General features: G+C 54.8%; 22 protein-coding genes. 21 read left to right on the top strand and 1 reads right to left on the bottom strand.

Annotation, left to right across the window (positions count from 1 at the left end):
• Nucleotides 1-21 precede the first annotated feature (21 nt).
• The 19 genes from KNP79_RS00895 to KNP79_RS00985 all read left to right on the top strand — a co-directional run bounded on the left by KNP79_RS00895 (nt 22) and on the right by KNP79_RS00985 (nt 19,997).
• The gene (locus tag KNP79_RS00895) at nt 22-489 is read left to right on the top strand and encodes a cell division protein SepF (protein WP_029595732.1); all 468 of its coding nucleotides are present in this window, start codon (nt 22-24) and stop codon (nt 487-489) included.
• Between the two features lie 4 nt (nt 490-493).
• A complete protein-coding gene (locus tag KNP79_RS00900; protein ID WP_021067051.1) occupies nt 494-766 on the top strand; it encodes a YggT family protein in 273 nt (90 codons plus the stop codon).
• Nucleotides 767-1,537 (top strand): YlmH family RNA-binding protein, encoded by a 771-nt coding sequence (locus KNP79_RS00905; protein WP_034777088.1) that lies wholly within the window; start codon nt 767-769, stop codon nt 1,535-1,537.
• 18 nt (nt 1,538-1,555) lie between these two features.
• Nucleotides 1,556-2,101, top strand: coding sequence for a DivIVA domain-containing protein (locus KNP79_RS00910; protein ID WP_021067053.1), 546 nt, complete (start codon nt 1,556-1,558; stop codon nt 2,099-2,101).
• A gap of 270 nt (nt 2,102-2,371) precedes the next feature.
• Nucleotides 2,372-5,098: an isoleucine--tRNA ligase gene (gene ileS, locus KNP79_RS00915; RefSeq protein WP_034777090.1), complete on the top strand. Its 2,727-nt coding sequence runs from the start codon at nt 2,372-2,374 to the stop codon at nt 5,096-5,098.
• A 58-nt stretch (nt 5,099-5,156) separates the two neighbouring features.
• On the top strand, nt 5,157-5,630 hold the full coding sequence (lspA, locus tag KNP79_RS00920) for a signal peptidase II (RefSeq protein WP_034777092.1): 474 nt from the start codon (nt 5,157-5,159) through the stop codon (nt 5,628-5,630).
• Nucleotides 5,630-6,541 carry an RluA family pseudouridine synthase gene (locus KNP79_RS00925; RefSeq protein ID WP_034777094.1) on the top strand — a complete coding sequence of 304 codons (912 nt, stop codon included), beginning with the start codon at nt 5,630-5,632 and terminating at the stop codon, nt 6,539-6,541. Before lspA ends, KNP79_RS00925 begins: the two co-directional genes overlap by 1 nt.
• A gap of 199 nt (nt 6,542-6,740) precedes the next feature.
• Nucleotides 6,741-7,274: a bifunctional pyr operon transcriptional regulator/uracil phosphoribosyltransferase PyrR gene (pyrR, locus tag KNP79_RS00930; protein ID WP_034777096.1), complete on the top strand. Its 534-nt coding sequence runs from the start codon at nt 6,741-6,743 to the stop codon at nt 7,272-7,274.
• A 48-nt stretch (nt 7,275-7,322) separates the two neighbouring features.
• Nucleotides 7,323-8,624 (top strand): uracil-xanthine permease family protein, encoded by a 1,302-nt coding sequence (locus KNP79_RS00935; protein ID WP_214752666.1) that lies wholly within the window; start codon nt 7,323-7,325, stop codon nt 8,622-8,624.
• Nucleotides 8,625-8,754: 130 nt separating this feature from the next.
• Nucleotides 8,755-9,660 (top strand): aspartate carbamoyltransferase catalytic subunit, encoded by a 906-nt coding sequence (locus KNP79_RS00940; RefSeq protein WP_034777100.1) that lies wholly within the window; start codon nt 8,755-8,757, stop codon nt 9,658-9,660.
• A complete protein-coding gene (locus KNP79_RS00945) occupies nt 9,657-10,937 on the top strand; it encodes a dihydroorotase (RefSeq protein ID WP_215190881.1) in 1,281 nt (426 codons plus the stop codon). Before KNP79_RS00940 ends, KNP79_RS00945 begins: the two co-directional genes overlap by 4 nt.
• Nucleotides 10,915-11,997, top strand: coding sequence for a carbamoyl phosphate synthase small subunit (locus KNP79_RS00950; protein WP_214752668.1), 1,083 nt, complete (start codon nt 10,915-10,917; stop codon nt 11,995-11,997). Before KNP79_RS00945 ends, KNP79_RS00950 begins: the two co-directional genes overlap by 23 nt.
• Before the next feature lies 1 nt (nt 11,998).
• Nucleotides 11,999-15,202 carry a carbamoyl-phosphate synthase large subunit gene (gene carB, locus KNP79_RS00955; RefSeq protein ID WP_215190882.1) on the top strand — a complete coding sequence of 1,068 codons (3,204 nt, stop codon included), beginning with the start codon at nt 11,999-12,001 and terminating at the stop codon, nt 15,200-15,202.
• The gene (locus KNP79_RS00960) at nt 15,199-15,918 is read left to right on the top strand and encodes a dihydroorotate dehydrogenase electron transfer subunit (protein WP_215190883.1); all 720 of its coding nucleotides are present in this window, start codon (nt 15,199-15,201) and stop codon (nt 15,916-15,918) included. Before carB ends, KNP79_RS00960 begins: the two co-directional genes overlap by 4 nt.
• A complete protein-coding gene (locus tag KNP79_RS00965; RefSeq protein WP_034777110.1) occupies nt 15,915-16,841 on the top strand; it encodes a dihydroorotate dehydrogenase in 927 nt (308 codons plus the stop codon). Before KNP79_RS00960 ends, KNP79_RS00965 begins: the two co-directional genes overlap by 4 nt.
• The gene (gene pyrF / locus KNP79_RS00970; RefSeq protein WP_215190884.1) at nt 16,816-17,520 is read left to right on the top strand and encodes an orotidine-5'-phosphate decarboxylase; all 705 of its coding nucleotides are present in this window, start codon (nt 16,816-16,818) and stop codon (nt 17,518-17,520) included. Before KNP79_RS00965 ends, pyrF begins: the two co-directional genes overlap by 26 nt.
• Nucleotides 17,504-18,130 carry an orotate phosphoribosyltransferase gene (gene pyrE / locus KNP79_RS00975; protein WP_034777114.1) on the top strand — a complete coding sequence of 209 codons (627 nt, stop codon included), beginning with the start codon at nt 17,504-17,506 and terminating at the stop codon, nt 18,128-18,130. The genes pyrF and pyrE overlap by 17 nt, the downstream gene beginning before the upstream one ends.
• Before the next feature lie 134 nt (nt 18,131-18,264).
• Nucleotides 18,265-19,065: a hypothetical protein gene (locus KNP79_RS00980; protein ID WP_251132838.1), complete on the top strand. Its 801-nt coding sequence runs from the start codon at nt 18,265-18,267 to the stop codon at nt 19,063-19,065.
• A complete protein-coding gene (locus KNP79_RS00985; RefSeq protein ID WP_034777117.1) occupies nt 19,062-19,997 on the top strand; it encodes an FUSC family protein in 936 nt (311 codons plus the stop codon). The genes KNP79_RS00980 and KNP79_RS00985 overlap by 4 nt, the downstream gene beginning before the upstream one ends.
• A 406-nt stretch (nt 19,998-20,403) precedes the next feature.
• Here the strand turns inward: KNP79_RS00985 and KNP79_RS00990 are convergent, their stop codons facing one another.
• Nucleotides 20,404-22,092, bottom strand: a complete 1,689-nt coding sequence (locus tag KNP79_RS00990) for an Rqc2 family fibronectin-binding protein (RefSeq protein WP_215191178.1) — start codon at nt 22,090-22,092, stop codon at nt 20,404-20,406.
• Between the two features lie 131 nt (nt 22,093-22,223).
• On the opposite strand from KNP79_RS00990, the gene gmk reads away from it, so the two are divergent.
• Both gmk and rpoZ read left to right on the top strand, forming a co-directional pair.
• Nucleotides 22,224-22,871 (top strand): guanylate kinase, encoded by a 648-nt coding sequence (gene gmk / locus KNP79_RS00995; protein WP_052090097.1) that lies wholly within the window; start codon nt 22,224-22,226, stop codon nt 22,869-22,871.
• Nucleotides 22,871-23,080 carry a DNA-directed RNA polymerase subunit omega gene (gene rpoZ / locus KNP79_RS01000; RefSeq protein WP_034777123.1) on the top strand — a complete coding sequence of 70 codons (210 nt, stop codon included), beginning with the start codon at nt 22,871-22,873 and terminating at the stop codon, nt 23,078-23,080. The genes gmk and rpoZ overlap by 1 nt, the downstream gene beginning before the upstream one ends.
• Nucleotides 23,081-23,122 lie beyond the last annotated feature (42 nt).

Here is a 23,122-nt window from a genome sequence, read left to right on the forward strand (position 1 = left end):
TATTTTAAGGAGGAATCCGTTATGTCAATCAAAAACAAAATGAAGGACTTCTTTGGACTCGAGGAAGATCCGAACAACCAGTTCGAAGGAGACGAGTATGCTGTCGCCGAAACGAAGACACAACCGATGACGGAGGCAATCGTCAAAACTGAGGACCGTCCGAAAACATCGAACAATATCGTCGCGTTGAACACGAAGAAGAAAGAACGTTCAAAAGTCGTCTTGGCCGAACCGCGTGTATTCGCCGAAGCCCAAGACATCAGCGACCAATTGAAAGAAAACCGGGCCGTCATCGTCAACCTCCAACGGATGTCGAAAGAGCAGTCTCGTCAAGTCGTCAACTTCTTGTCAGGTGTCGTCTATGCGTTAGAAGGGACGATGACGTCGATTGGACATAACACGATTCTATGTACTCCAAACAACATCGAGTTGACGGGATCGATCTCGAATTTGATTTCGGAGGACGAACTCAACAGTAAAGGGTGGTAACTGAATGGAAAATGCTATACCTGCGTTAGGCAACACGATCGTTACATTACTTGGGTATTATAGTTGGGTCTTGATTGCCTATATTTTATTATCGTGGTTCCCAAATGCGCGCGAATCTAAATTTGGTCAAATTTTATCGTATCTATGCGAGCCGTTTTTAAACCCGTTTCGTCGAATCATCCCACCAATCGGCGGGATGCTCGATATCTCCCCAATCGTCGCTTTATTTGTGCTACGGATGGCACAATTTGGAGTGCGAGCGATTTTCGGTATTTAAATGAGCGTCTTCGATCATTATCGTCCGAATGAGCGCCCGTTTGTCGAGCAAGTGCTCGATTGGGTTCAACAAGTCGAGGACAACTATGTGTTTAAAGTGACGGACTTTTTAGATCCACGCGAGCAACAAATCGTCCGGCAACTCGTCGGGAAGCAGCTCGCGATTTATGAGGACGGCGGATTTGAAGGCGCGGAACGGCGTCGACTCATCCTCGCTCCGGACTATTACGAGCTCGACCCGAACGATTTTGATATCGCGATTCGTCAAATCGACTATCCAACCAAATTTGTCGAATTGACGCATCGTCAAGTGACGGGTACGCTCTTGAACGCTGGGTTGAAGCGTCAAAAATTCGGAGATGTCGTCCTCGACGACGGCGTCGCCCAATTCGCGACGACGCGTGAGGCGGTTGGGTTCATCGAGATGAACGTCGACCGGGTCGGCAAGGCCCGGATTCGCATCTCAGAGGTGCCGCCCGAGTCCGTGCTCGTCGTGCCCGAAGTCAAATGGAGCGACGAGTTCGGAATCGTCTCATCACTCCGGTTTGACACGGTCGTCAGCGAAGTGCTCGGATTATCAAGGCAAAAAGCGCAGGCGCTCGTCAAACATGGAGACTGCAAAGTGAATCATAAACCGATTGACGATGCGAGCTTCATCCTTGAACCAGACGATTTGGTCTCGATCCGAGGGTATGGCCGTGTCAAATTGACGGCGATTCTCGGCTCGACGAAACGTGAGAAAATAAAAATCCAGTATGGCATCATACGTTGAACTTAGGAGGAAAGTCGAATGGCGTTGACACCGATTGATATTCATAATAAAGAGTTCTCGACTCGTTTTCGCGGGTACGATATCGATGAGGTCAATGAATTTCTAGATCAAATCATCAAAGAGTTTGAGCTATTGATTCGTGAGAATAGAAGGTACGAAGAACTCGTCAACGATATGCAAGCCCGTATCGACTACTTCTCCTCGATGGAAGACACGTTGAACAAATCGATTATCGTCGCCCAAGAGGCAGCTGAAGAAGTGAAGACGAACGCGGCGAAAGAAGCGAGTCTCATTTTGAAGCAGGCTGAACGCGAGGCGCTCGCCCGTGAGGAAGAAGCGTCACGTAAAGAACAGCTCGCTGAGCGCGAAGTCATTCAAATGCTCAAAAAAGTCGAGTTGTACCGGACCCGCTTCCGCGTCCTCGTCGATGCTCAGATGGAGCTGTTGAACAGCACGGAATGGGACACGATTGTCGGGGAGCCGCCGGTCCAGACGGTTCTTGACGATACGACCGAACTTGCGTATAATGACGACGAAGTCATACCAACCAAACATCACGGATAATACACAATACGTCGATTAGGACACGTCGATAAAGTCATACCTACGAAGCGACTTAGGGAAGGTGCAAGCCTAAGAGAAAGACTTTATCGGTATCCCCTATGAGTGTCGGGCTGAAGTTAGTAAGCGCGACCGCCTGACCTCGTTATCGGTTACCAAGAGCGGTCTCGGGGCTTTTCCTGAGATTAGTAGGGTGGTACCGCGAGTCGACCAACTCGTCCCTATTAGGGGCGGGTTTTTTTGTTGTCAAAAAAAGATGCAGGAGGAGTTTCAATGAACTACAAAGACACACTATTGATGCCTGAAACAGAATTCGCGATGCGCGGAAATCTGCCAAAACGCGAGCCAGCCATGCACGAGGCTTGGGAACAGATGGACCTATATAACCGCGTCCAAGAAAAAAATGCCGGAAAGCCACAATACATCCTGCACGACGGACCTCCGTATGCGAACGGCGACATCCATATGGGTCATGCGCTCAACAAAGTATTGAAAGACATCATCGTCCGCTTCAAATCATTGAACGGCTACCAGTCACCGATGATCCCGGGCTGGGACACACACGGTCTCCCAATCGAGAACGCGCTTCAAAAAGCAGGCGTCAATCGTAAAGAGATGACCGTCGCCGAATTCCGCGAGAAGTGTGCGGCGTACGCGATGGAACAAGTGAACTCGCAACGCGAGCAGTTCAAGCGTCTCGGACTGATGGCTGACTTTGACAACCCGTATATCACGCTATTGCCGGAATATGAGGCGGCTCAAATCCGCTTGTTCGGGACGATGGCCGAGAAGGGTTACATCTATAAAGGGAAGAAACCGGTCTACTGGTCACCGTCTTCTGAATCGGCCCTCGCCGAGGCAGAAATCGAATACTATGACAAGAAGTCACCGGCGATCTACGTGGCGTTCCAAGTCGTCGACGGCAAAGACGTCTTAGCGACAACGGACCACTTCGTCATCTGGACGACGACACCATGGACGATCCCGGCCAACCTTGGGATCGCGGTCAGCGACGAGTTGACGTACACGCGCATCGAGCACGACGGCAAAGGGTACATCGTTGCCGAAACGCTCGTCGAAGACGTGACGACGGCCCTCGGCTGGACGGATTACACGGTGAGCGGTTCATGGAACGGGCGCGAGTTCGAACACATGACGGCTCAGCACCCGCTTTATGACCGGACATCGCTCGTCATGATCGGCGATCACGTCACGGCTGACGCGACAGGTCTCGTCCATACGGCACCAGGTCACGGGGAAGACGATTACCGTGTCGGACAAGCTTACGGACTCGACGTCCTCTGCCCGGTCGACGACCGTGGTTATATGACAGAGGAGGCACCAGGTTTCGAAGGTTTGTTCTATGAAGACGCGAACAAACAAATCGGCATGAAGCTTGAAGAGAACGGCTACCTCCTCAACTTGAAATTCATCAAGCACTCGTACCCGCACGACTGGCGTACGAAAAAACCGGTCATCTTCCGCGCCACACCGCAATGGTTCGCGTCAATCAAAGATTTCCGTGCCGACATGCTTCGTGAAATCGAAGAAGTGAACTGGGTACCGGAGTGGGGCATGACGCGCCTTTACAACATGGTCCGTGACCGTGGGGACTGGGTCATCAGCCGTCAACGGGCATGGGGCGTCCCGATTCCGATCTTCTACGCCGAAGATGGCACGGAGATCATCACGAACGAGACAATCGACCACATCGCCAACTTGTTCCATGAGCACGGCTCGAACGTCTGGTATGAGCGTGAAGCGAAAGACTTGTTGCCAGAAGGCTTCACACACCCGAACAGCCCGAACGGCGAGTTCCGGAAAGAACTCGACATCATGGACGTCTGGTTTGACTCAGGTTCGTCTCATGCGGGCGTACTCGAACAGCGCGATAACTTGCGCCGTCCGGCCGACTTGTACCTTGAAGGCTCGGACCAATACCGCGGCTGGTTCAACTCGTCACTCTCGACGGCAGTCGCGACGACGGGTAAAGCGCCGTATCGCAACGTGCTCAGCCACGGCTTCGTCCTCGACGGCGACGGCCGCAAGATGTCGAAGTCACTCGGCAACACGATCGCACCGAACGATCTCGTCAAACAATACGGAGCGGAAATCGTCCGTCTTTGGGTATCGTCGGTCGACTATCAGTCGGATGTCCGCGCATCGCACGACAACTTCAAACAAGTGTCGGAAGTCTACCGGAAGATCCGCAACACGTTGCGCTTCTTGCTCGGTAACTTGAACGGGTTCGACCCATCGATGCGTGTCGCATTCGAAGACATGCCGGAAGCGGACCGCTTCATGGCGACAAAACTCAAGCAACTTCAGACGAAAGTCGTCAAAGCGTACGACACGTTCGATTTCATGGCTGTCTATCACTTGAGCCATAACTTCTGTGTCAACGAATTGTCGTCGTTCTATCTCGACTTCACGAAAGATATTCTATATATCGAACGTGAAGACGACGCACGTCGTCGTGCCGTTCAAACGGTCATGTATGACACGGTCGTCACGCTCACAAAATTGCTCGCACCAATCCTCCCGCACACAGCGGACGAAGTGTGGCAAGAAGTGCCGGCGAAGACAGCTGATAGCGTCTTCTTGACAGACCTTGAGGCAGTGGCACCGCTCACAGAAGATGAGACGGCATTGCTTGCTAAATGGTCGAAGTTCCTCACGTTCCGTGACGACGTCTTGAAAGCGATCGAGATCGCCCGTGGCGAGAAGTTGATCGGTAAACCGCTCGAAGCGAAACTACAAGTCGCGCCAAAAGGTGAGACGAAACAGTTGCTCGAGACGATCGATAACGTTCGTCAGTTGCTTCAAGTGTCGCAACTCGATTACGTCGAATCGGCCGATGTCGATTATGCGACGGCCGAAATCAGCGTCATGAAGGCTGACGGTGCCGCTTGTGCCCGTTGCTGGACATACTCGACCGAACTCGGTCAAAATGCTGAACATCCAGAGCTTTGCCCGCGTTGTACTGAAGTCATCGCATAAGCCGGACCGGAGTGGCGATCGTCCACTCCGGTTTCTTATGACTTGAAAGGAGAATCTGATGAAACGTTATTACGGATTAGCACTTTTCCTCATCTTGCTCGACCAAGTAACGAAATGGATTGTCGTCCAAACGATGACGATCGGGCAGTCAATCGAGCTCATCCCTGAATTGCTCTATTTGACGTCTTACCGCAATAAAGGCGCGGCCTGGGGCATGCTCGAAGGGCAGATGGTGTTCTTCTTCATCGTCACCGCGGTCGTCGTCGTCGGCTTGATTTATTTCTTGCATAAAGAAGTGAACGGATTCGATCTGCTCGGTTATAGCGTCGGGTTATTGCTCGCCGGTGCGATTGGGAACTTCATCGACCGTCTATTCCGTGGTGAAGTCGTCGATTTCGTCGACACGTATCCGTTCGGCTACAACTTCCCAATCTTTAACGTCGCCGATATGGCGCTCACGTTCGGGGTCATCTTCATGATCATCGGCGTCTTGTTCGAAGAAAAATTAAACAAAGAAAGGGGACAATCGTAATGGAAACTTACACATTTGTCGCCGAAGAAAAGGCACGTATCGACAAATGGATGAGCGAACAAAGTGACTGGTCACGTTCGCAAATCCAAGACTGGATCAAGGCGGGGGACCTCCTCGTCAACGGCCAGGTCGTCAAGCCGAACTATAAACTGCAAGAAGGCGACGAAATCGTCGTGACGGTCCCGGAGGCCGTCGAACTCGAAGTGTTGCCAGAGAATATCAAGCTCGACGTCGTTTATGAGGACGAGGATGTCATCGTCGTCAACAAGGCACGCGGCATGGTCGTCCATCCGGCGGCCGGTCATACGTCAGGCACGCTCGTCAATGCACTCCTCTATCACTGCGACGATTTGTCAGGCATTAACGGTGTCAAACGACCAGGCATCGTCCACCGCATCGATAAAGACACGACTGGTCTCCTCATGGTCGCGAAAAACGATGTGGCCCACGAATCGCTCGCGAGCCAGTTGAAGGATCGTAAAATCAAGCGTGAATATATCGCTCTCGTCCACGGTGAAGTTGCCCATGAGCTCGGGACGATTGAGGCGCCAATCGGGCGTGACACGAACGACCGTCAGCGGATGACAGTGACGGACAAGAACGCGAAAGAAGCGATCACGCACTTCCGTCTGCTCGAGCGGTATAAAGACTTCACACTCGTCGAGTGTAAGCTCGAGACGGGACGGACGCACCAAATCCGTGTTCATATGCGTTATATCGGCCATCCGCTCGCTGGTGACCCGAAATATGGTCCGCGCCGCACGATTCAATTGAACGGACAAGCGCTCCATGCGGCGACGCTCGGTTTCTTCCATCCACGCACGGACGAATGGCTCGAATTCGAGGCGCCGCTCCCGGCCGACTTCGAAGCGGAACTTGCAAAATTGGACAAAATCGAGAAAACGCGTTGACTTTCAACCGATTCCGATTTATAGTCTAGGAAGCATAACACCTTTAAACCCAGTCCAGAGAGGCTGTGAAAGGATTGTGGCTGCGGCCACGACACGTCGATTATTTGAGGCAGAGGTCTGCCCTCACATATGAAGACTTCCTTTTCCAGCCGGATGAGGAAGTCTTCTTTTTGTATAATTTGAGAGAGGGGGGAAACGTTTGAAACGTTCTACCATATTGGATGAAGCGGCCATCCGCCGTGCACTTACCCGAATCGCTCACGAGATCATCGAGCGCAACAAAGGAACGGACAACGTCGTGCTCGTCGGGATTAAAACCCGAGGCGAGACGCTCGCCGACCGACTCGCCCGCCGCATCGAAGAAATCGAAGGCAAACCGATCGCGCTCGGTAACTTAGATATCACGCTGTACCGGGATGACCTGTCTAAGAAGTCACTCGACCCGGAAGTGAAAGCGACTGAACTGCCACACGACATCAACGGCAAGACGGTCGTCTTGATTGACGATGTCCTCTACACGGGCCGGACGGTGCGAGCCGCCATGGACGCACTCGTCGACCACGGTCGCCCGGATTACATCCAGCTCGCTGTCTTGATTGACCGGGGACACCGCGAGCTACCGATTCGCCCAGACTTCGTCGGCAAGAACGTCCCGACCTCGAAGTCAGAACAAGTCGTCGTCCGACTCAGTGAAGTCGACACGACCGACGAAGTGTTTATCAAACAGCAATAATCCAAAACCTTTAAGGTGGTCCAGAGAGGCCAGGAAGGAGAACCACATATGAAACCCATCCTCAACATCCACGAGCGTCCCGCTCACTTACCGCAATGGCTGCTCTTCAGCCTGCAGCACGTCTTCGCCATGTTCGGAGCGACGATTTTAGTCCCGATTTTGACGGGCCTAAGCACGTCCGTCGCCCTCGTCGCTTCCGGTGTGGCCACGCTCTCATTCCTAGCGATTACCCGCTTCAAAGTCCCGACCTATCTCGGGTCAAGTTTCGCCTACATCGCCCCGATCATCGCCGTCAGCCAGCAATGGGGTGTCGAAGCCGCCTTGTTCGGTGGCATCATCGCCGGATCGGTTTACGGTGTCGTCTCGCTCATCATCTATAAGACAGGTGTGAACTGGTTGTTGCGCCTCTTGCCGCCAGTCGTCGTCGGTCCGGTCATCATGGTCATCGGCTTATCGCTCGCGCCGGTCGCCATCGACATGTCGATGAACAAAGACGGTGCCTACAATGGAACGTTCATCACCGTCGCGCTTCTCACGCTCGGCATCACGATGTTCGCTATGACAACGCTCAAAGGAGTATGGGGCGCCGTACCGATCTTGTTCGGTATCATCGGTGGTTACATCATCGCCGCCCTGTTCGGCATCATCGACTACTCGGCGCTCGGTCAAGCGAGCTTGTTCCAACTGCCTGACTTCACGATGGTGTTCGTCGACTACATGCCGATGTGGCAAGTCGGAGCACTGCTCGCCATCGTCCCGGTCGCGCTCGTCACGATGACGGAACATATCGGCGACCAAATGGTCACGTCAAAAATCATCGGACGCGAAACGATGAAAGATCCAGGTCTCCATCGGACACTCCTCGGCGACGGGGTCGGGAAAGCGGTCGCCTCGGCGCTCGGTGGTCCACCATGTACGACTTACGGTGAGAACAACGGGGTCATGGCCATCACGAAAGTGTACAGTGTCTACGTCATCGCCGGAGCAGCGCTCATGGCTATCAGCTTTGGTTTCCTTGGTCACGTCGAAGCGTTCATCTCGACGATCCCGAACCCGGTCAAAGGCGGCATCTCGATCCTCTTGTTCGGAGTCATCGCTTCGAACGGTCTGCGCACGATGGTCGAAAGCAACGTCGACCTCGCTGAGAAACGCAATCTCATCATCGCCTCGGTCATCCTCGTCATCGGACTTGGTGGGGCCATGGTCCAACTCGGAAGCTTCCCGGTTCAAGGGATGGCACTCGCCACAGTCGTCGGGATCCTCTTGAACGCCTTCTTGCCAAAAGAAGAAGCGGTCGACGAAGCTGCTGCCGAAACAACTGAAGATACACGACAAGCAAGTAACTTTTAATTCGATCCCGTGAGGTCGGCAAAGTGAAGGCTCGTTTATTTGGGTGTAGTCTACCCAAATGAAGGCGTCCCTTCACGTAGGTGAAGAGACGCCTTTTCTCTTTGCCTTCACACAAAAGGAGGAGACGAACATGAACATCATCAAACAACAACCGAAGCATTTTGTCAGTCTGGATACGCTCTCGCTCGACGAGATCATGGGATTGATCGAGGAGTCGCTACGCTACAAACAAGGGGACATGCCACCCTTGTTCGACGGCAAGACGGTCGCGAACTTGTTCTTTGAAAACTCGACGCGAACGAAAAATTCGTTTCAAATGGCCGAACGGCACTTGAAAGTACAAGAAATTCCGTTCGACGTGGCGACGTCATCGGTGACGAAAGGCGAGACGCTGTACGACACGTGCAAGACGCTCGAGGCAATCGGGGTCGATGCCCTCGTCATCCGCCATCCGGAGTCGGGCTATTACCATGAACTCGTTGAAAAGTTGAACATCCCGGTGTTGAACGGCGGTGACGGGAGCGGGGAGCACCCCTCGCAGTCACTGTTAGACCTCGTCACGATCTTTGAAGAGTTCAAGACGTTCGAAGGGTTGAACATCGCCATCTGCGGCGACCTCGTCCATAGCCGCGTCGCACGTTCGAACGCAAGCGTATTGAAACGCCTGGGGGCGAACGTCGTCGGCTGCAGCCCCGCCTCTTGGTGGGACGAGTCGATGGGGCTCGAGCATCGGGACCTCGACGATGTGTTAGCGGACTGTGACGTCGTCATGCTGCTCCGCGTTCAGCACGAACGCCACATCATGGGCGACATCTTCTCGAAGGAAGATTATCATGCGCGCTACGGGTTGACGCCCGAACGCGTCGACCGAATGAAAGGACGAGCGATCATCATGCATCCGGCACCGGTCAACCGTGACGTCGAGATCGCCGGCAGTTTGATTGAACATCCGAAGTCGAGGATCTTTCCACAGATGACGAACGGCGTTTACGCCCGGATGGCCATTTTAAATCGAGCATTAGGGGGACAATTATGATACTTCAACACGCAACTTGGTATGACGGGAACACGAAACGGACGACGAATCTATTGATCGAGGACGGCGAAATCCGCTCGATTGACTATGACGGCACGACCGAAGGACATGAAGTGATCGATGCGACAGGGAAGCTCCTCATTCCGGGGCTCGTCGATGTCCACGTTCATTTGCGCGAGCCGGGCGGGGAGAAGAAAGAGACGATCAAAACGGGGACCGAGGCGGCTGCGGCCGGCGGGTTCACCACAATCTGCGCCATGCCGAACACACGTCCCGTCCCGGACGACCGGGCGACGATGGACCAGCTCCTGGCTAAAATCGAGCAAGACGCAAGCGTACGCGTCCTTCCATACGCTGCCATCACGAAACGACAGCTCGGCACCGAACAAGTCGACATGGCTTCGCTCGCAGATGCGTTCGCGTTCACCGATGACGGCGTCGGCGTCCAATCGGCGGCGATGATGCGTGAGGCGATGCGGGAAGCGAAACGTCTCGATAAGGCGGTCGTCGCCCACTGCGAGGACAATACGCTCAAGGCCGGTTCGGTCCATGAAGGCCGATTCAGTGAAGAATACGGCATCCAAGGCATCCCGAGCCTCGCCGAAAGCATCCATATCGCCCGTGACGTCTTAATCGCCGAAGAGACGGGCTGTCACTATCACGTCTGCCACGTCTCGTCACGACAGTCGGTACGTGTCATCCGCGACGCCAAACGAGCCGGCATCCGGGTGACGGCCGAAGTGACACCGCATCACCTCGTCCTCTGTGAAGACGATATCCCGGGCCTCGACCCGAACTTTAAAATGAATCCGCCGCTCCGGAGCCGTGACGACCGTGAGGCGCTCCTTGAAGGCTTGTTCGACGGGACGATCGATTTGATCGCGACGGACCACGCCCCGCACACGGCCGAAGAAAAAGCAGCCGGCATGGAACGGGCCCCGTTCGGCATCACCGGATTCGAGACAGCGTTCCCGCTCTTGTACACGACGTTCGTCAAGACGGGTCAGATGGAAGAAGCGGCGCTCATCGACTGGATGACGAAACGTCCGAGCGACGTGTTCGGGTTACCGTACGGTGTGATTGAAGTCGGACGGGCGGCAGACTTTGCCCTCATTGATACGGAGACGGAGCAAGTGGTCGATCCGACGACATTCCGCTCGAAAGGAAAAAACACACCGTTCGCGGGGATGAAACTGGTAGGCTGGCCGGTGATGACGATCGCGGCTGGGAAAATCGTATATAAGGGGAGATTCGATGAAACGAACATTATGGCTTGAGGACGGCACTTCATTTGTAGGAACAGCATTCGGCGCAGATGTCGAGACGATCGGGGAAGTCGTCTTTCAGACCGGGATGACCGGGTATCAGGAGATGTTGTCGGACCCATCGTACTGCGACCAGCTCATCGTGCTGACGAACCCGTTGATCGGCAATTACGGCGTCAACCGGGAAGATTTTGAGACGACCGTACCGATGGCGAAAGGACTCATCGTGAAAGAAGTGTGCGATTTGCCTTCGAACTTCCGCTCGACCGCAACGCTCAGCGATACGCTTCTCCGCTTCAATATCCCAGGTCTAGCAGGGGTCGACACGCGGATGTTGACGCGTCATCTCCGCTCACGTGGCGTCATGCGCGGTGTCATGGTCGATGGGGAATCGACGTGGGCATCGGTCCAGGATCGCTTTGACGTCCTTCTTCCGACCGATCAAGTCGAGCGCGTCTCGACAAAGCGGGCGTATGTCAGCACGGGCCGCGGGCCGCGTATCGCCCTCATCGACTTCGGTGCGAAACTCGGCATCATGCGTGAACTCGTGAAGCGCGACTGTGAAGTCGTCGTCTTGCCGCACGACGTGACGGCCGACGAAGTGATGCGCTATGAACCGGACGGCGTCATGCTGTCGAACGGACCGGGGGACCCGAAAGACGTCCCGACGGCGTTGCCGCTCATCGAGCGCCTCATGCCGGTGTTGCCGATTTTCGGAATTTGTCTCGGCCATCAGTTGATCGCACTCGCGAGCGGGGCCAATACGTTCAAACTCCCGTTCGGCCATCGCGGCGCCAACCATCCGGTGCTCGAACTTGAGACCGGCGCGGTGACAATCACATCCCAAAACCACGGCTACGCGGTCGATGAGGCATCACTCGCGACGACCGGACTCATCGTCACGCATCGCGCCGTCAACGATGGCACGGTCGAAGGGGTGAAGCACTTGCATCATCCGACGTTCTCGGTCCAATACCATCCGGAAGCGGCACCGGGTCCATATGACGCCAACGACTTATTTGACCGCTTCATGCAAATCGTCCAAGAAAACAAACAGAAAGTAGGAATGTGACATGCCAAAACGACCAGATATTCAGAAAATCCTTGTAATCGGATCCGGCCCGATCGTCATCGGACAGGCGGCAGAATTTGACTATGCTGGTACCCAGGCGTGTCTTGCCTTGAAAGAAGAAGGATACGAGGTCATCCTCGTCAACTCGAACCCGGCCACGATCATGACCGACCCGACGACGGCGGACCGCGTCTACATCGAACCGCTCGAACCGGAGTTCGTCGAGCGGATCATACGTCAAGAACGTCCGGACGCGCTCCTCGCCACACTCGGCGGCCAGACCGGCCTCAACTTGGCGATGGAACTCGACCGCCGCGGCGTGCTTGAAGATTGCGGCGTCGAATTGCTCGGGACGAAATTATCGGCCATCGAACAGGCTGAGGACCGGGAACAGTTCCGCGACCTCATGTATAAACTCGGGCACGGGGTCCCGGAAAGCGAGATCGTGCAGTCACTCGAGTCGGCTTGGGGCTTTGCGGAACGAATCGGCTACCCGATCATCATCCGTCCGGCGTACACACTCGGAGGAACCGGTGGCGGGATCGCCCATGACCGGAATGAATTTGAGCAGTTCGTCGAATCGGGGCTGAAAGCGAGCCCGGTGACACAAGTGTTGCTTGAGAAATCGATCGCTGGCATGAAAGAAGTCGAGTATGAAGTGATGCGCGACTCGAGCGACCAGGCGATCATCGTCTGTGCGATGGAAAACTTTGATCCGGTCGGGGTCCATACGGGCGACTCGATCGTCTTCGCACCGACACAGACACTGTCTGACCGCGACTACCAGATGCTTCGCAGCGTCTCACTCGACATCATCCGCGCCCTCGGCATCGAAGGCGGATGCAACATCCAATTCGCCCTCGACCCGGATAGCTTCACGTATTACGTCATCGAGGTCAATCCGCGTGTCTCGCGCAGTTCGGCGCTCGCCTCGAAAGCGACGGGGTACCCGATCGCCAAGCTGGCTGCGAAAGTGGCGGTCGGATACAAGTTGTCAGAACTGAAGAACCCGGTGACGGAGACGAGTTACGCCTCGTTCGAACCGGCGCTCGACTATGTCGTCGCCAAAATCCCGCGCTTCGCCTTCGATAAGTTCGAGACGGCTGATCGTCGCCTCGGCACGCAGATGAAAGCGACCGGGGAAGTGATGGCGATCGGCCGTAATTTGGAAGAAGCACTCTTGAAGGCCGTCCGTTCGCTCGAACTCGGGACAGAAGACTTGGCCGTGCCACGTCTCGCGCAACTAAGCACCGCGGAGCTCGACCGCGAGCTGACGACACCGACGGATGAGCGGCTTTGGATGCTCTATGAGGCGCTCCGCCGCGGCTACTCGACGGAACAGTTGCATGAGCTGACAAAAATCGATCGTTTCTTCTTATCGAAACTCGCTCGGATTTGGCAACAAGAAGAGACGCTTCAGCATGAGCCGCTTTCGAAAGAACGCCTCATCGAGACGAAACGTCTCGGCTTCAGCGATAAGATGATCGCCCGAATCACGAATGAGACTGTGGAGACGGTGACATCGCTTCGGAACGACTGGGGCATCCGCCCGGTGTATAAGATGGTAGACACGTGTGCGGCCGAGTTCGCTTCGGAGACACCATATTTTTACGGGACGTACGAAGTCGAGAACGAGGCCGTGAAGACGGCCAAACCATCGATTCTCGTCCTCGGTTCGGGACCGATCCGGATCGGGCAAGGTGTCGAATTCGACTACGCGACCGTCCACTCGATTCAGACGATCCGTGACGCAGGCTACGAAGCAATCATCATCAACAATAACCCGGAGACGGTGTCGACCGACTTCTCGATCTCGGACCGGCTCTACTTCGAACCGCTCACGACCGAAGACGTGCTCGAGGTCATCCGCAACGAACAGCCGCTCGGCGTCATCGTCCAGTTCGGCGGCCAGACGGCGATCAACTTGGCGGCCTCGCTCGAAGCGGAAGGGGTCCAAATTTTAGGGACGTCGCTTGAAGATATCGACCGCGCCGAAGACCGGAAAGCGTTCGAAGCGACGCTCTCGGCCGAACGACTCGCCCAACCGCCGGGCAAGACGGCGGTCACGGTCGAAGAGGCCGTCGCTTGCGCCGACATGCTCGGTTATCCGGTACTCGTCCGTCCGTCATACGTGCTCGGAGGCCGGGCGATGGAAATCGTCTATGAGCGCTCGGAGCTCGAACGGTATATGCGCCACGCCGTCGTCGCCTCGAAAGACCGTCCCGTCCTCATCGACCGCTACTTGACGGGCATCGAGATTGAAGTCGATGCCATCTGTGACGGGACCGACGTCTATATCCCGGGCATCATGGAACATATCGAACGGGCCGGGGTCCACTCGGGCGACTCGATCGCCGTGTATCCGCCGCAACGATTGAGTGAGGCATTGAAAGAAAAAGTCGTCGACTACACGATTAAACTCGCCAAGGCGTTCCGAATCAAAGGGTTGCTCAATATCCAGTTCGTCTACGCGGACGACTTATATGTCATCGAGGTCAATCCGCGGGCGAGCCGGACCGTCCCATTCATCTCGAAAGTGACGGGCCTGCCGATCGCGCGCATCGCCACGCAGACGATTCTCGGGACGAGTCTGAAAGATTTAGGGTTAGGGACCGGCCTGCATCCAGAAGCGGACGCGATTTCGGTCAAAGTGCCGGTGTTCAGTTTCGCGAAATTAAAAGAAGTCGATCCGTCGCTCGGGCCGGAAATGAAATCGACCGGTGAAGTCATGGCGACAGACCGTACGCTCGAAAAAGCACTGTATAAAGGGCTCGTCGCCGCCGGCATGACGATCGCCTTGAAAGGGAACGTCCTATTGACGGTCGCCGACCAAGACAAGGAAGAGGCGCTCGACATCGCCCGCCGTTTCAATCGACTCGGATTCCGCCTGATGGCCACGTCCGGTACGGCGCAGGCGCTCTCAGCAGACGGCCTACCGGTCCATCCGGTCGGGAAGATCAATGAGTCTGGTGAGACGATGCTGAGCGTCATCGAACGAGGAGAAGTCGACATCGTCTTGAACACGACGACGCGTGACGCCCTCGCGACGAAAGACGGGTTCATCATCCGTCGGGCCGCGGCCGAGCAAGGCGTGCTCTGCCTGACGTCGCTCGATACGGTCAAGGCGCTGCTCCAAGTCATCGAGAGCCTGTCGTTCCAAACAACGAGTTTGCCGGCGTTCACGACATTCGGGGTGACCGTATGAGACAACTCGCGACCATTTTATCGAACCGATTGATCGCGACAGCGACGATGGAGATGAAAGTCGAAATCGCACCGCAAGAAGTCGCGCCGGGCACGTTCTTTCACGTGAAGACGTCAGAGCTGTTGCGCCGGCCGCTCTCGGTCGCGAACGTCGAAGGCAACGTCGTCACGTTCCTGTATAAAGTCATCGGCAGCGGGACGGCAGATTTGGCCGCTCGTCGGACGGGAGACGTCTTGGACGTCCTCGGACCGCTCGGCAACGGTTTCCCGCTCGAGCAAACAGGCAAGCGTGTCGTCCTCGTCGGTGGGGGTATCGGGGTGCCGCCGCTCTACTACACGCGGCGTCTGCTCGCCGCACGCGGGATTGAGACGGTAGCGATTCTCGGGTTTGATACGAAAACGAGCATTTTTTATGAAGACGCGTTCCGTGAATTGGGGGAGACGATCATCACGACGGTCGACGGAACGCATGGGGAAATGGGATTTGTGACCGGCCCGCTCGCGCGGGTCGAGGCCGATGTGTTGTTCAGCTGTGGACCGGAACCGATGTTGAAGGCAGTCGCCGCGTCACATATCGAAGAGCGATATATCTCGATCGAGAATCGGATGGGGTGTGGCATTGGAGCTTGTTTCGCTTGCGTGTGCGAAGCGCCAGGCGGTTACGTCAAAGTGTGCAGTGACGGACCGGTATTTCGTGCGGAAGAGGTGACGCTATGAGATTACACGTCGATTTGCCAGGCTTACAGTTGAAAAATCCGATCATGCCGGCGTCAGGCTGTTTCGGATTCGGTGAAGAGTTCGCCAAACTCTATGACTTATCGATATTAGGCGGTATTATGATTAAGGCGGCGACAGGCGAGTCGCGATTCGGCAACGGCACGCCCCGTGTCGCTGAGACGGCGCAAGGGATGCTGAACGCCATCGGCCTTCAAAACCCAGGTGTCGACGCCATCATCGAAGACAAGCTTCCGTTCCTGTCGGGATTTGATACCGAGATCATCGCCAACGTGGCCGGCTCGACGCCAGAAGAGTATATTCACGTCGCCCGCCAGATGAGTGCCGACCCGACCATTAAAGCGCTCGAGCTGAACATTTCATGTCCGAACGTGAAGTGCGGCGGGATGCAGTTCGGGACCGATCCCGAGATGGCGGCCGAATTGACCCGGCTTGTCAAAGCGGCGTCAACGAAACCGGTTTACGTCAAACTGTCACCGAACGTCACGTCGATCACGGCGATGGCCAAAGCGGTCGAAGCGGCCGGTGCCGACGGGATCACGATGATCAATACGCTCGTCGGGATGCGCATCGACGTCACGACCGGGCAACCGATTCTCGCCAATCGAATCGGGGGCTTGTCCGGCCCTGCCGTCAAACCGGTCGCCATTCGGATGGTGTATGAAGTCGCTCAGGCCGTCGATATCCCGATTATCGGGATGGGGGGCGTGCGGACGGTGGACGACGTATTAGAGTTTATCTACGCAGGTGCCTCAGCGGTCGCGGTCGGAACGGCCAATTTTGAGAACCCGTACGTCTGTCAAGAAATCATCGAAGCGTTGCCGGGACGACTTGACGAACTTGGCATCGATCACATTTTAGACATCAGGGGGAAAGCTTATGAACAGACTGTATCTCGCGCTTGATGTCGAGACGGGCGCCGACGCGTTCCGTCTATTGGAACGGATCAATCAGAAACCAGCCGTCAAAGTCGGGATGGAGCTGTTCTATCGGGAAGGAGGGCGTTTTGTCGAACAACTCGTCGACAATGGATACCCCGTCTTTTTAGACATCAAAGTCCACGACATCCCGGAGACGGCACGGCGGACGCTCCGTCAAATCGGCCGCCTCGGCGTCGAGTTGACGAACGTCCATACACTCGGCGGCGAGACGATGATGCGCTACGCCTTAGACGGCTTACGTGATGTGACCGATACGACGAAATTGATTGGGGTCACCCAGTTGACGTCGACCGATGAACGGATGCTTTCTGAAGAATTAAACATCAAAGGTGGTCTGGAGCAGGCCGTCCTTCGCCAGGCAGCCATGGCCGATCGGGCCGGACTCGACGGGGTCGTCGCGTCCGTGCATGAGGCCCGCGCGATTCACCAAGCGTTCGGCTCATCGTTTTTGACCGTGACGCCGGGTATCCGGATGAACGAGACAGTAGACGATCAAGTCCGGACCGCCACACCTAAAGCGGCGCGTGAGGCCGGCGTGTCGGCCATCGTCGTCGGCCGGCCGATCACCCGGGCCGAAGACCCGAACGCCGCATATGAATACTACTTACAGGAATGGAGTCGAACGTATGAGACAAATCGCTGAAGCTTTATTACAGATCGAGGCCGTGACCCTTTCTCCCGAGAACCCGTATACATGGTCGAGCGGGATGAAGAGTCCGATTTATTGTGACAACCGTTTGACGCTCAGCTATCCTGATGTCCGCAATCTCATCATCGATGCGCTCGTCGAAGCGATCCGTCCGCTCAACGCCGATGTCATCGCCGGGACAGCGACAGCGGGAATTCCTCATGCGACGCTTGTCGCCGACCGGCTCGGCTTGCCGCTCGTCTACGTCCGTTCGAGTGCGAAAGGACATGGGAAAGGGAATCAAATCGAAGGTCGGTTCGAGCCTGGCGCTCGTGTCGTCGTGATTGAAGATTTGTTGTCGACCGGTTCATCGAGCATCGAGGCCGCCAAAGCGATCCAGAAAGCGGGCGGGGAAGTGATCAAGATTCAAGCGATCTTTTCCTACAGTCTGAGCCGTCTTCACATCAATTTGTTGGACTCCGGTTTCACTGCGCACGCGCTGATCACACTGTTGGATGTGCTCGACGTCGCCGTCAAGAAGCGCATCATCAGTAAAGAAGAGGCTGCTACTTTACGTGACTGGCGGAATGATCCGACAGGTTGGAGCGCTCGTGTCACATCGTAATCTACCTTTCTAAGAATCCACCTCCGGGCGGATTCTTTTTCAATTGGTAACATGGCATACTGAACGTGTTAGAATAGGGAAAGCAGTTAATAAAGGAGATGTGTATGGCGTATTCTAGAATGAAGGGAAAGTCCTTGAAAGCTCGCTTTCAAGCGATCCCGAAACATCGTAAAATCGCGTTCGGACTCGTCCTCACCGTCTTGCCCCTCATTTTTTTCTTGAATTTATTCTTATTCAGCCATGTGTTGGCACTCGGGGACACGTACGAGGACCGATACCAGATGAAGAGGCTTCGGCTCGAGACAGCGCATGGCAACGTCGAATTTGTTCGGAGCACGAATGAGAAGGTTCAGATTGACGTGTTGCAGACGAACTCGAAAGAGCGTCGCATCAAAGTCAAGTCGGTCGGCGACACAATCTCGGTCGTCGAGCGGTATGGCCAGCTGAGTCAATTCGGCAGCCGGGCGAGCGATGAGCCGTCCCGCTATAAAATTCGCGTCGCCTTGCCGAGCTCGATGACGTCAATCGATGTCGAGGCCGAGCAAGTGACGGGACAAGGATTGATCGCCAAGACGATCATCTTGGAGGCGAACGCAGTCAATGTAAAGAAACTCGAAAGTGATCGACTTCGTGTCGAGACGCGGAGTGATGCGACACTAGAGACCGTCCGGGTCGTCACGGGAAATATCCGCTCCTATCGGAATGCGACCGTGGGTGACATCGTCGTCAATCAAAGCTTGACGGTTCAGACCGAGGCTGGGACGCTCGCCTACGAGCCGCGCAATGCGACCGGACAAGTGAACGTCACCACGTCCGGCAACGTGACAGCATCCGAGCGGTTCAAGGAAATCGGGGGCGGCGTGTATCATCTGTCGAACTCGAACCGACCGAATATCGAACTCATTTCCGAGACAGGAAAGGTCGAACTTAAATGATCAACAAACGTTACATCCCTAAAGTCGGACTCCGGACATTAAAGACGGGGATTGCCGTCGCCATCACAATCGCCTTGTCGTGGTACGTGTTTGGCATCTATTCAGGCATGGGGGCCATCGCGGCCGTCGTCGCGATGCAACCGACCGTGAAACGGTCATCAAATATCGTCTTCAGTCGAATCTTCGGGACGATTGTCGGGCTCATGTGCGGTCTCTTGATCGTCTACGCGTTCGGAGTCAACCCGATCTCGATCGGGCTCGCCGTCATCGTGGCGCTCACGCTCAACACGACGTTCGATAAGACGCACATGTCGACGTACGCGGCGTTCGCAATCGTGCTCATGCTCGAGAACCCGACGACCGACTTCTTCCATTATGCGTGGACCCGTTCGCTTTTGACGGCCGTCGGTGTTTTCGTCTCACTCGGAGTGAACTATGCGTTCCTGCCGCCTCGTTATGAAGATCGGTTGCTCAGTGAGATTCGAAAGACATCGGCCTACATGTTTCACCATTGGCGTGAACTTGTCGGATCCCCATCAGAATTGCTCGAGACGCGGGCCCGCATCCTCGGGCATCAGGAGCTGCACATGATGCTCCAAGAAGACATGAAAGTGACGAACGTGACATTGAAGCATTTGACGATCAAACAGTATCGTCTATTGATTCACCTTGAGGACAAGCTCGTCTTGCTGCTCGAGAGTCTCGCCGAACACCGCGAGGCACTATTATTGATGGGTGAGGAAGAGCGCCGGGCGTTCGAATCCGAGTTTTTATATCTCCTTGCGCATCATCACGACATCCTCTACACGTGTGACAAACCGTATTCGCTGTTCACGTTGCCGCACGAGGATTTATCTGTTTCTGAAATCTTACACGGGCACTTGCTCGACTATCATGAACAGCTCGAAGCGTTCAAACATAATCCGAAATGAAGCAAGGCCCCGTTTTAGCGACGGGGCCTTGCTTCATGATTGATTGAGAGCTCGTCCTTTAGGCGCCTTCGCTTTCCACAGGCAATCCCGGAGCCGCATCGCGACTAGCGTCGCTGCTGGGTCTCCGTCGGATTGCTATCCTGTAGGAGTCTCCGGCGCCGCGGACAAGCAATCTTTCATCTTTACGTATTAGAGGAAAACCAAAAAGAAGCAGGACCAACCGATGCCCGGGCCGGCAGCCGAACTCCTAGGGGAGAGCGATGCAAGGATGACCCCGTAAAGTGAGGTACGCACTGCGGAGGCATCCGCATCGCCCCAGGAACGGAGGGTGCCGGCGAAGGCGATAGTAAGCATCGATTTCTATGCAAGTCACAAACAAGACCACGTCATGTGACGTGGCCTGTACTTACTGCTGGAGTGATTTGACGAGTCGCTCATCCGGCGTGACGTACACCGTCTGCTGGTCCGTATAGATGACGAATCCAGGTTTGGCGCCGCTCGGCTTTTTCACGTAGCGTGCTTTCGTGTAATCGACCGGAACACCGCTCGAGTCACGGGCCTTCGAGAAGTAGGCGGCGACTGTCGCGGCTTCGAGCAGCGTCGTCTCGTCGGGCTCGCTCGAACGGATGATGACGTGTGAACCGGGAATATCTTTCACGTGGAGCCAAATCTCGTCGCGGCGGGCGAACTTGAACGTCAAATGATCGTTTTGCGTATTGTTCTTCCCGACGAAGAACTCTGTCCCCGTCGACGACGTATACGCTTCGAGCGTGACTTTTTTCGTCTGCTTTTTCTTTTGGCTTTGTTGTTTCATATAGCCGCCTTCGGCCAACTCTTCCCGAATCTCGACGATATCAGCCGGCGAGGCGACATCGAGTTGGGCGACGAGCGTCTCTAAATAGTGAATCTCGGCGTCGTTCAATTCGATTTGCTTTTGCACTTCGATTTTGGCGACTTTCAACTTGTTGTATTTCTTATAGTAGGCTTGTGCGTTTTCGTTTGGCGTCTTGAGCGGATTGAGCGGAATGTCGATCATACCGCCTTCTTCGTCGTAGTAGTCGACGACGTGAGCAACGGTCATGCCTTTCTCAAGTTGGAACAAGTACGTCGTCAACAGTTCACCGTATTTTTGGAGCTCATCGGACCGTTCCGTCGCCTTCAAGTCGTCGAGCAGACGCTTCCGCTTCAAGATGTTCTTCTCGAGCTCGGACTTGAGCAAACGTTCGACATCATGCGCCTGTTGTTTGACGCGGTCCCGGTTCGCTTTTTCATAGAAGAAGCGGTCGAGGACATCTTTGCTCGTCTCATAGCGTTCTTCGGCGGCAATCTCTCCTGACGTGAGCACGATCGGACTGAAACGTTCTTTTCCGGAAGCGAGCTGTTGGAAAACGAACGGTCCTTCGAGGTCGGCCATCACACCGATGAACGCCTCTTCGATGCTCGACCGGTTCGGGAGTTTGGCCCGATGGACGATTTCTTGTGCAATCTGCGGGCTCAGACCTGCGAAACTGGCGACAAGTTGTTTATCAAGTTTTCCTGAGTTCCAATCGATTCGCTTCAAGCCGGCCTCACGTTCTGTCAACGGGTCGCACTTGTCTTGGGCCGGCGGCAATAAGTAATCGCTGCCCGGCATGATCGTCCGGTACGTGTTCTGTGACGGTGGCAAGTGCTTGATCGCGTCCAAAATTTTGCCGTCCTCGTTCGTCAACACGACGTTCGAGTGCCGTCCCATCAATTCGATATACACTTTCTTGTTCTCTTCGTCGCCGAGCTCGTTTCGTGAACGAATCGACAAGACGATGACACGGTCACGTCCGATTTGTTCGACCGCCGTGATGAAGCCACCTTCGATATGTTTGCGGAGCATCATGCAAAACATCGGGGGTTCTTGCGGGTTCTTGGTCGGATTATCCGTTAATTGGAGCCGCGCGTACATCGCGTTCGCCGAAACGAGCAATTGGACGCTTTGGCGGTTCGATCGGACTTGAATCATCAAGTCGAGGGAATACGGTTGGTGCACGCGATTGATTCGCCCTCCGACAAGAGCTTGTAATTCTGTTACAACACGATATGTCATTAATCCATCATATGCCACTAGTCTCATCACCTTTGTTCTTTTTCTGTCTCTACGTTATCAGATTCATGGAAAATATGGTACGATGAAGTAGGAAATCCGAACTTCTTCTTGCCGGAACAATTGATTGACTGCTATTATAATTAAATGTGATGTTAGAAGATGGAGGTCTTGCAGTGAATTTTAAAGAACGAGGATTATTAATCGTCTTGTCTGGCCCGAGTGGCGTCGGTAAAGGGACAGTGTGCCGCGTGCTCCGTGAGGAAGAGGACAACAACCTTCAATATTCGGTCTCGGCGACGACCCGGAAACCGCGTGAAGGGGAAGTGGAAGGCGTGCATTACTTCTTTAAGACGAGAGAACAATTTGAAGACATGATCGAGCACGATCAATTGCTCGAACACGCTGAATTTGTCGGCAACTATTATGGGACACCGGTCGAATGGGTTCGTGAGACACTCGAGAGCGGAAGAGACGTCATCCTTGAGATTGAAGTCCAAGGTGCTTTCCAAGTGAAAGAGCGTTTCCCGGAAGCGGTCTTTTTATTCTTGGCTCCGCCAAGCTTGCAAGAACTACGCAACCGCTTAGTCGGTCGAGGTACGGAATCGGAAGATGTGATCAAGCAACGCTTGCTCGTCGCCCGGGAAGAAATTGAATTGATGGATGCATACGATTACGTCGTTACGAATGATGAAGTGGACAAAGCGATTGATCGTATCAAAGCGATCGTGACGGCCGAACATTGTAAACGTGAACGTGTCGCATCTCTCTATAAAAAAGCCATGATGGAGGTCATTTAATGTTATACCCTTCGATTGATGCCTTACAACGTATCATCCCGTCGAAATACACGATCGTGACGGTGGCCGCGAAGCGGGCCCGCCAAATCCAGGACGGAAAAGCAGCGAAAATCGCCGTGCCAAAATCGTATAAGCCGGTCGGTCAAGCGCTAGAAGAAATATTCTCGGGTGACACGACAATCATCACGAACGAAAAAAACAACGGATGAATTGTGACCCAAGTCGGATGCGACTTGGGTCTCATTGTCTAT

Origin of the sequence: Exiguobacterium sp. s7, assembly GCF_018618195.1 — a bacterium.
Lineage (GTDB): Bacteria > Bacillota > Bacilli > Exiguobacteriales > Exiguobacteriaceae > Exiguobacterium > Exiguobacterium mexicanum_A.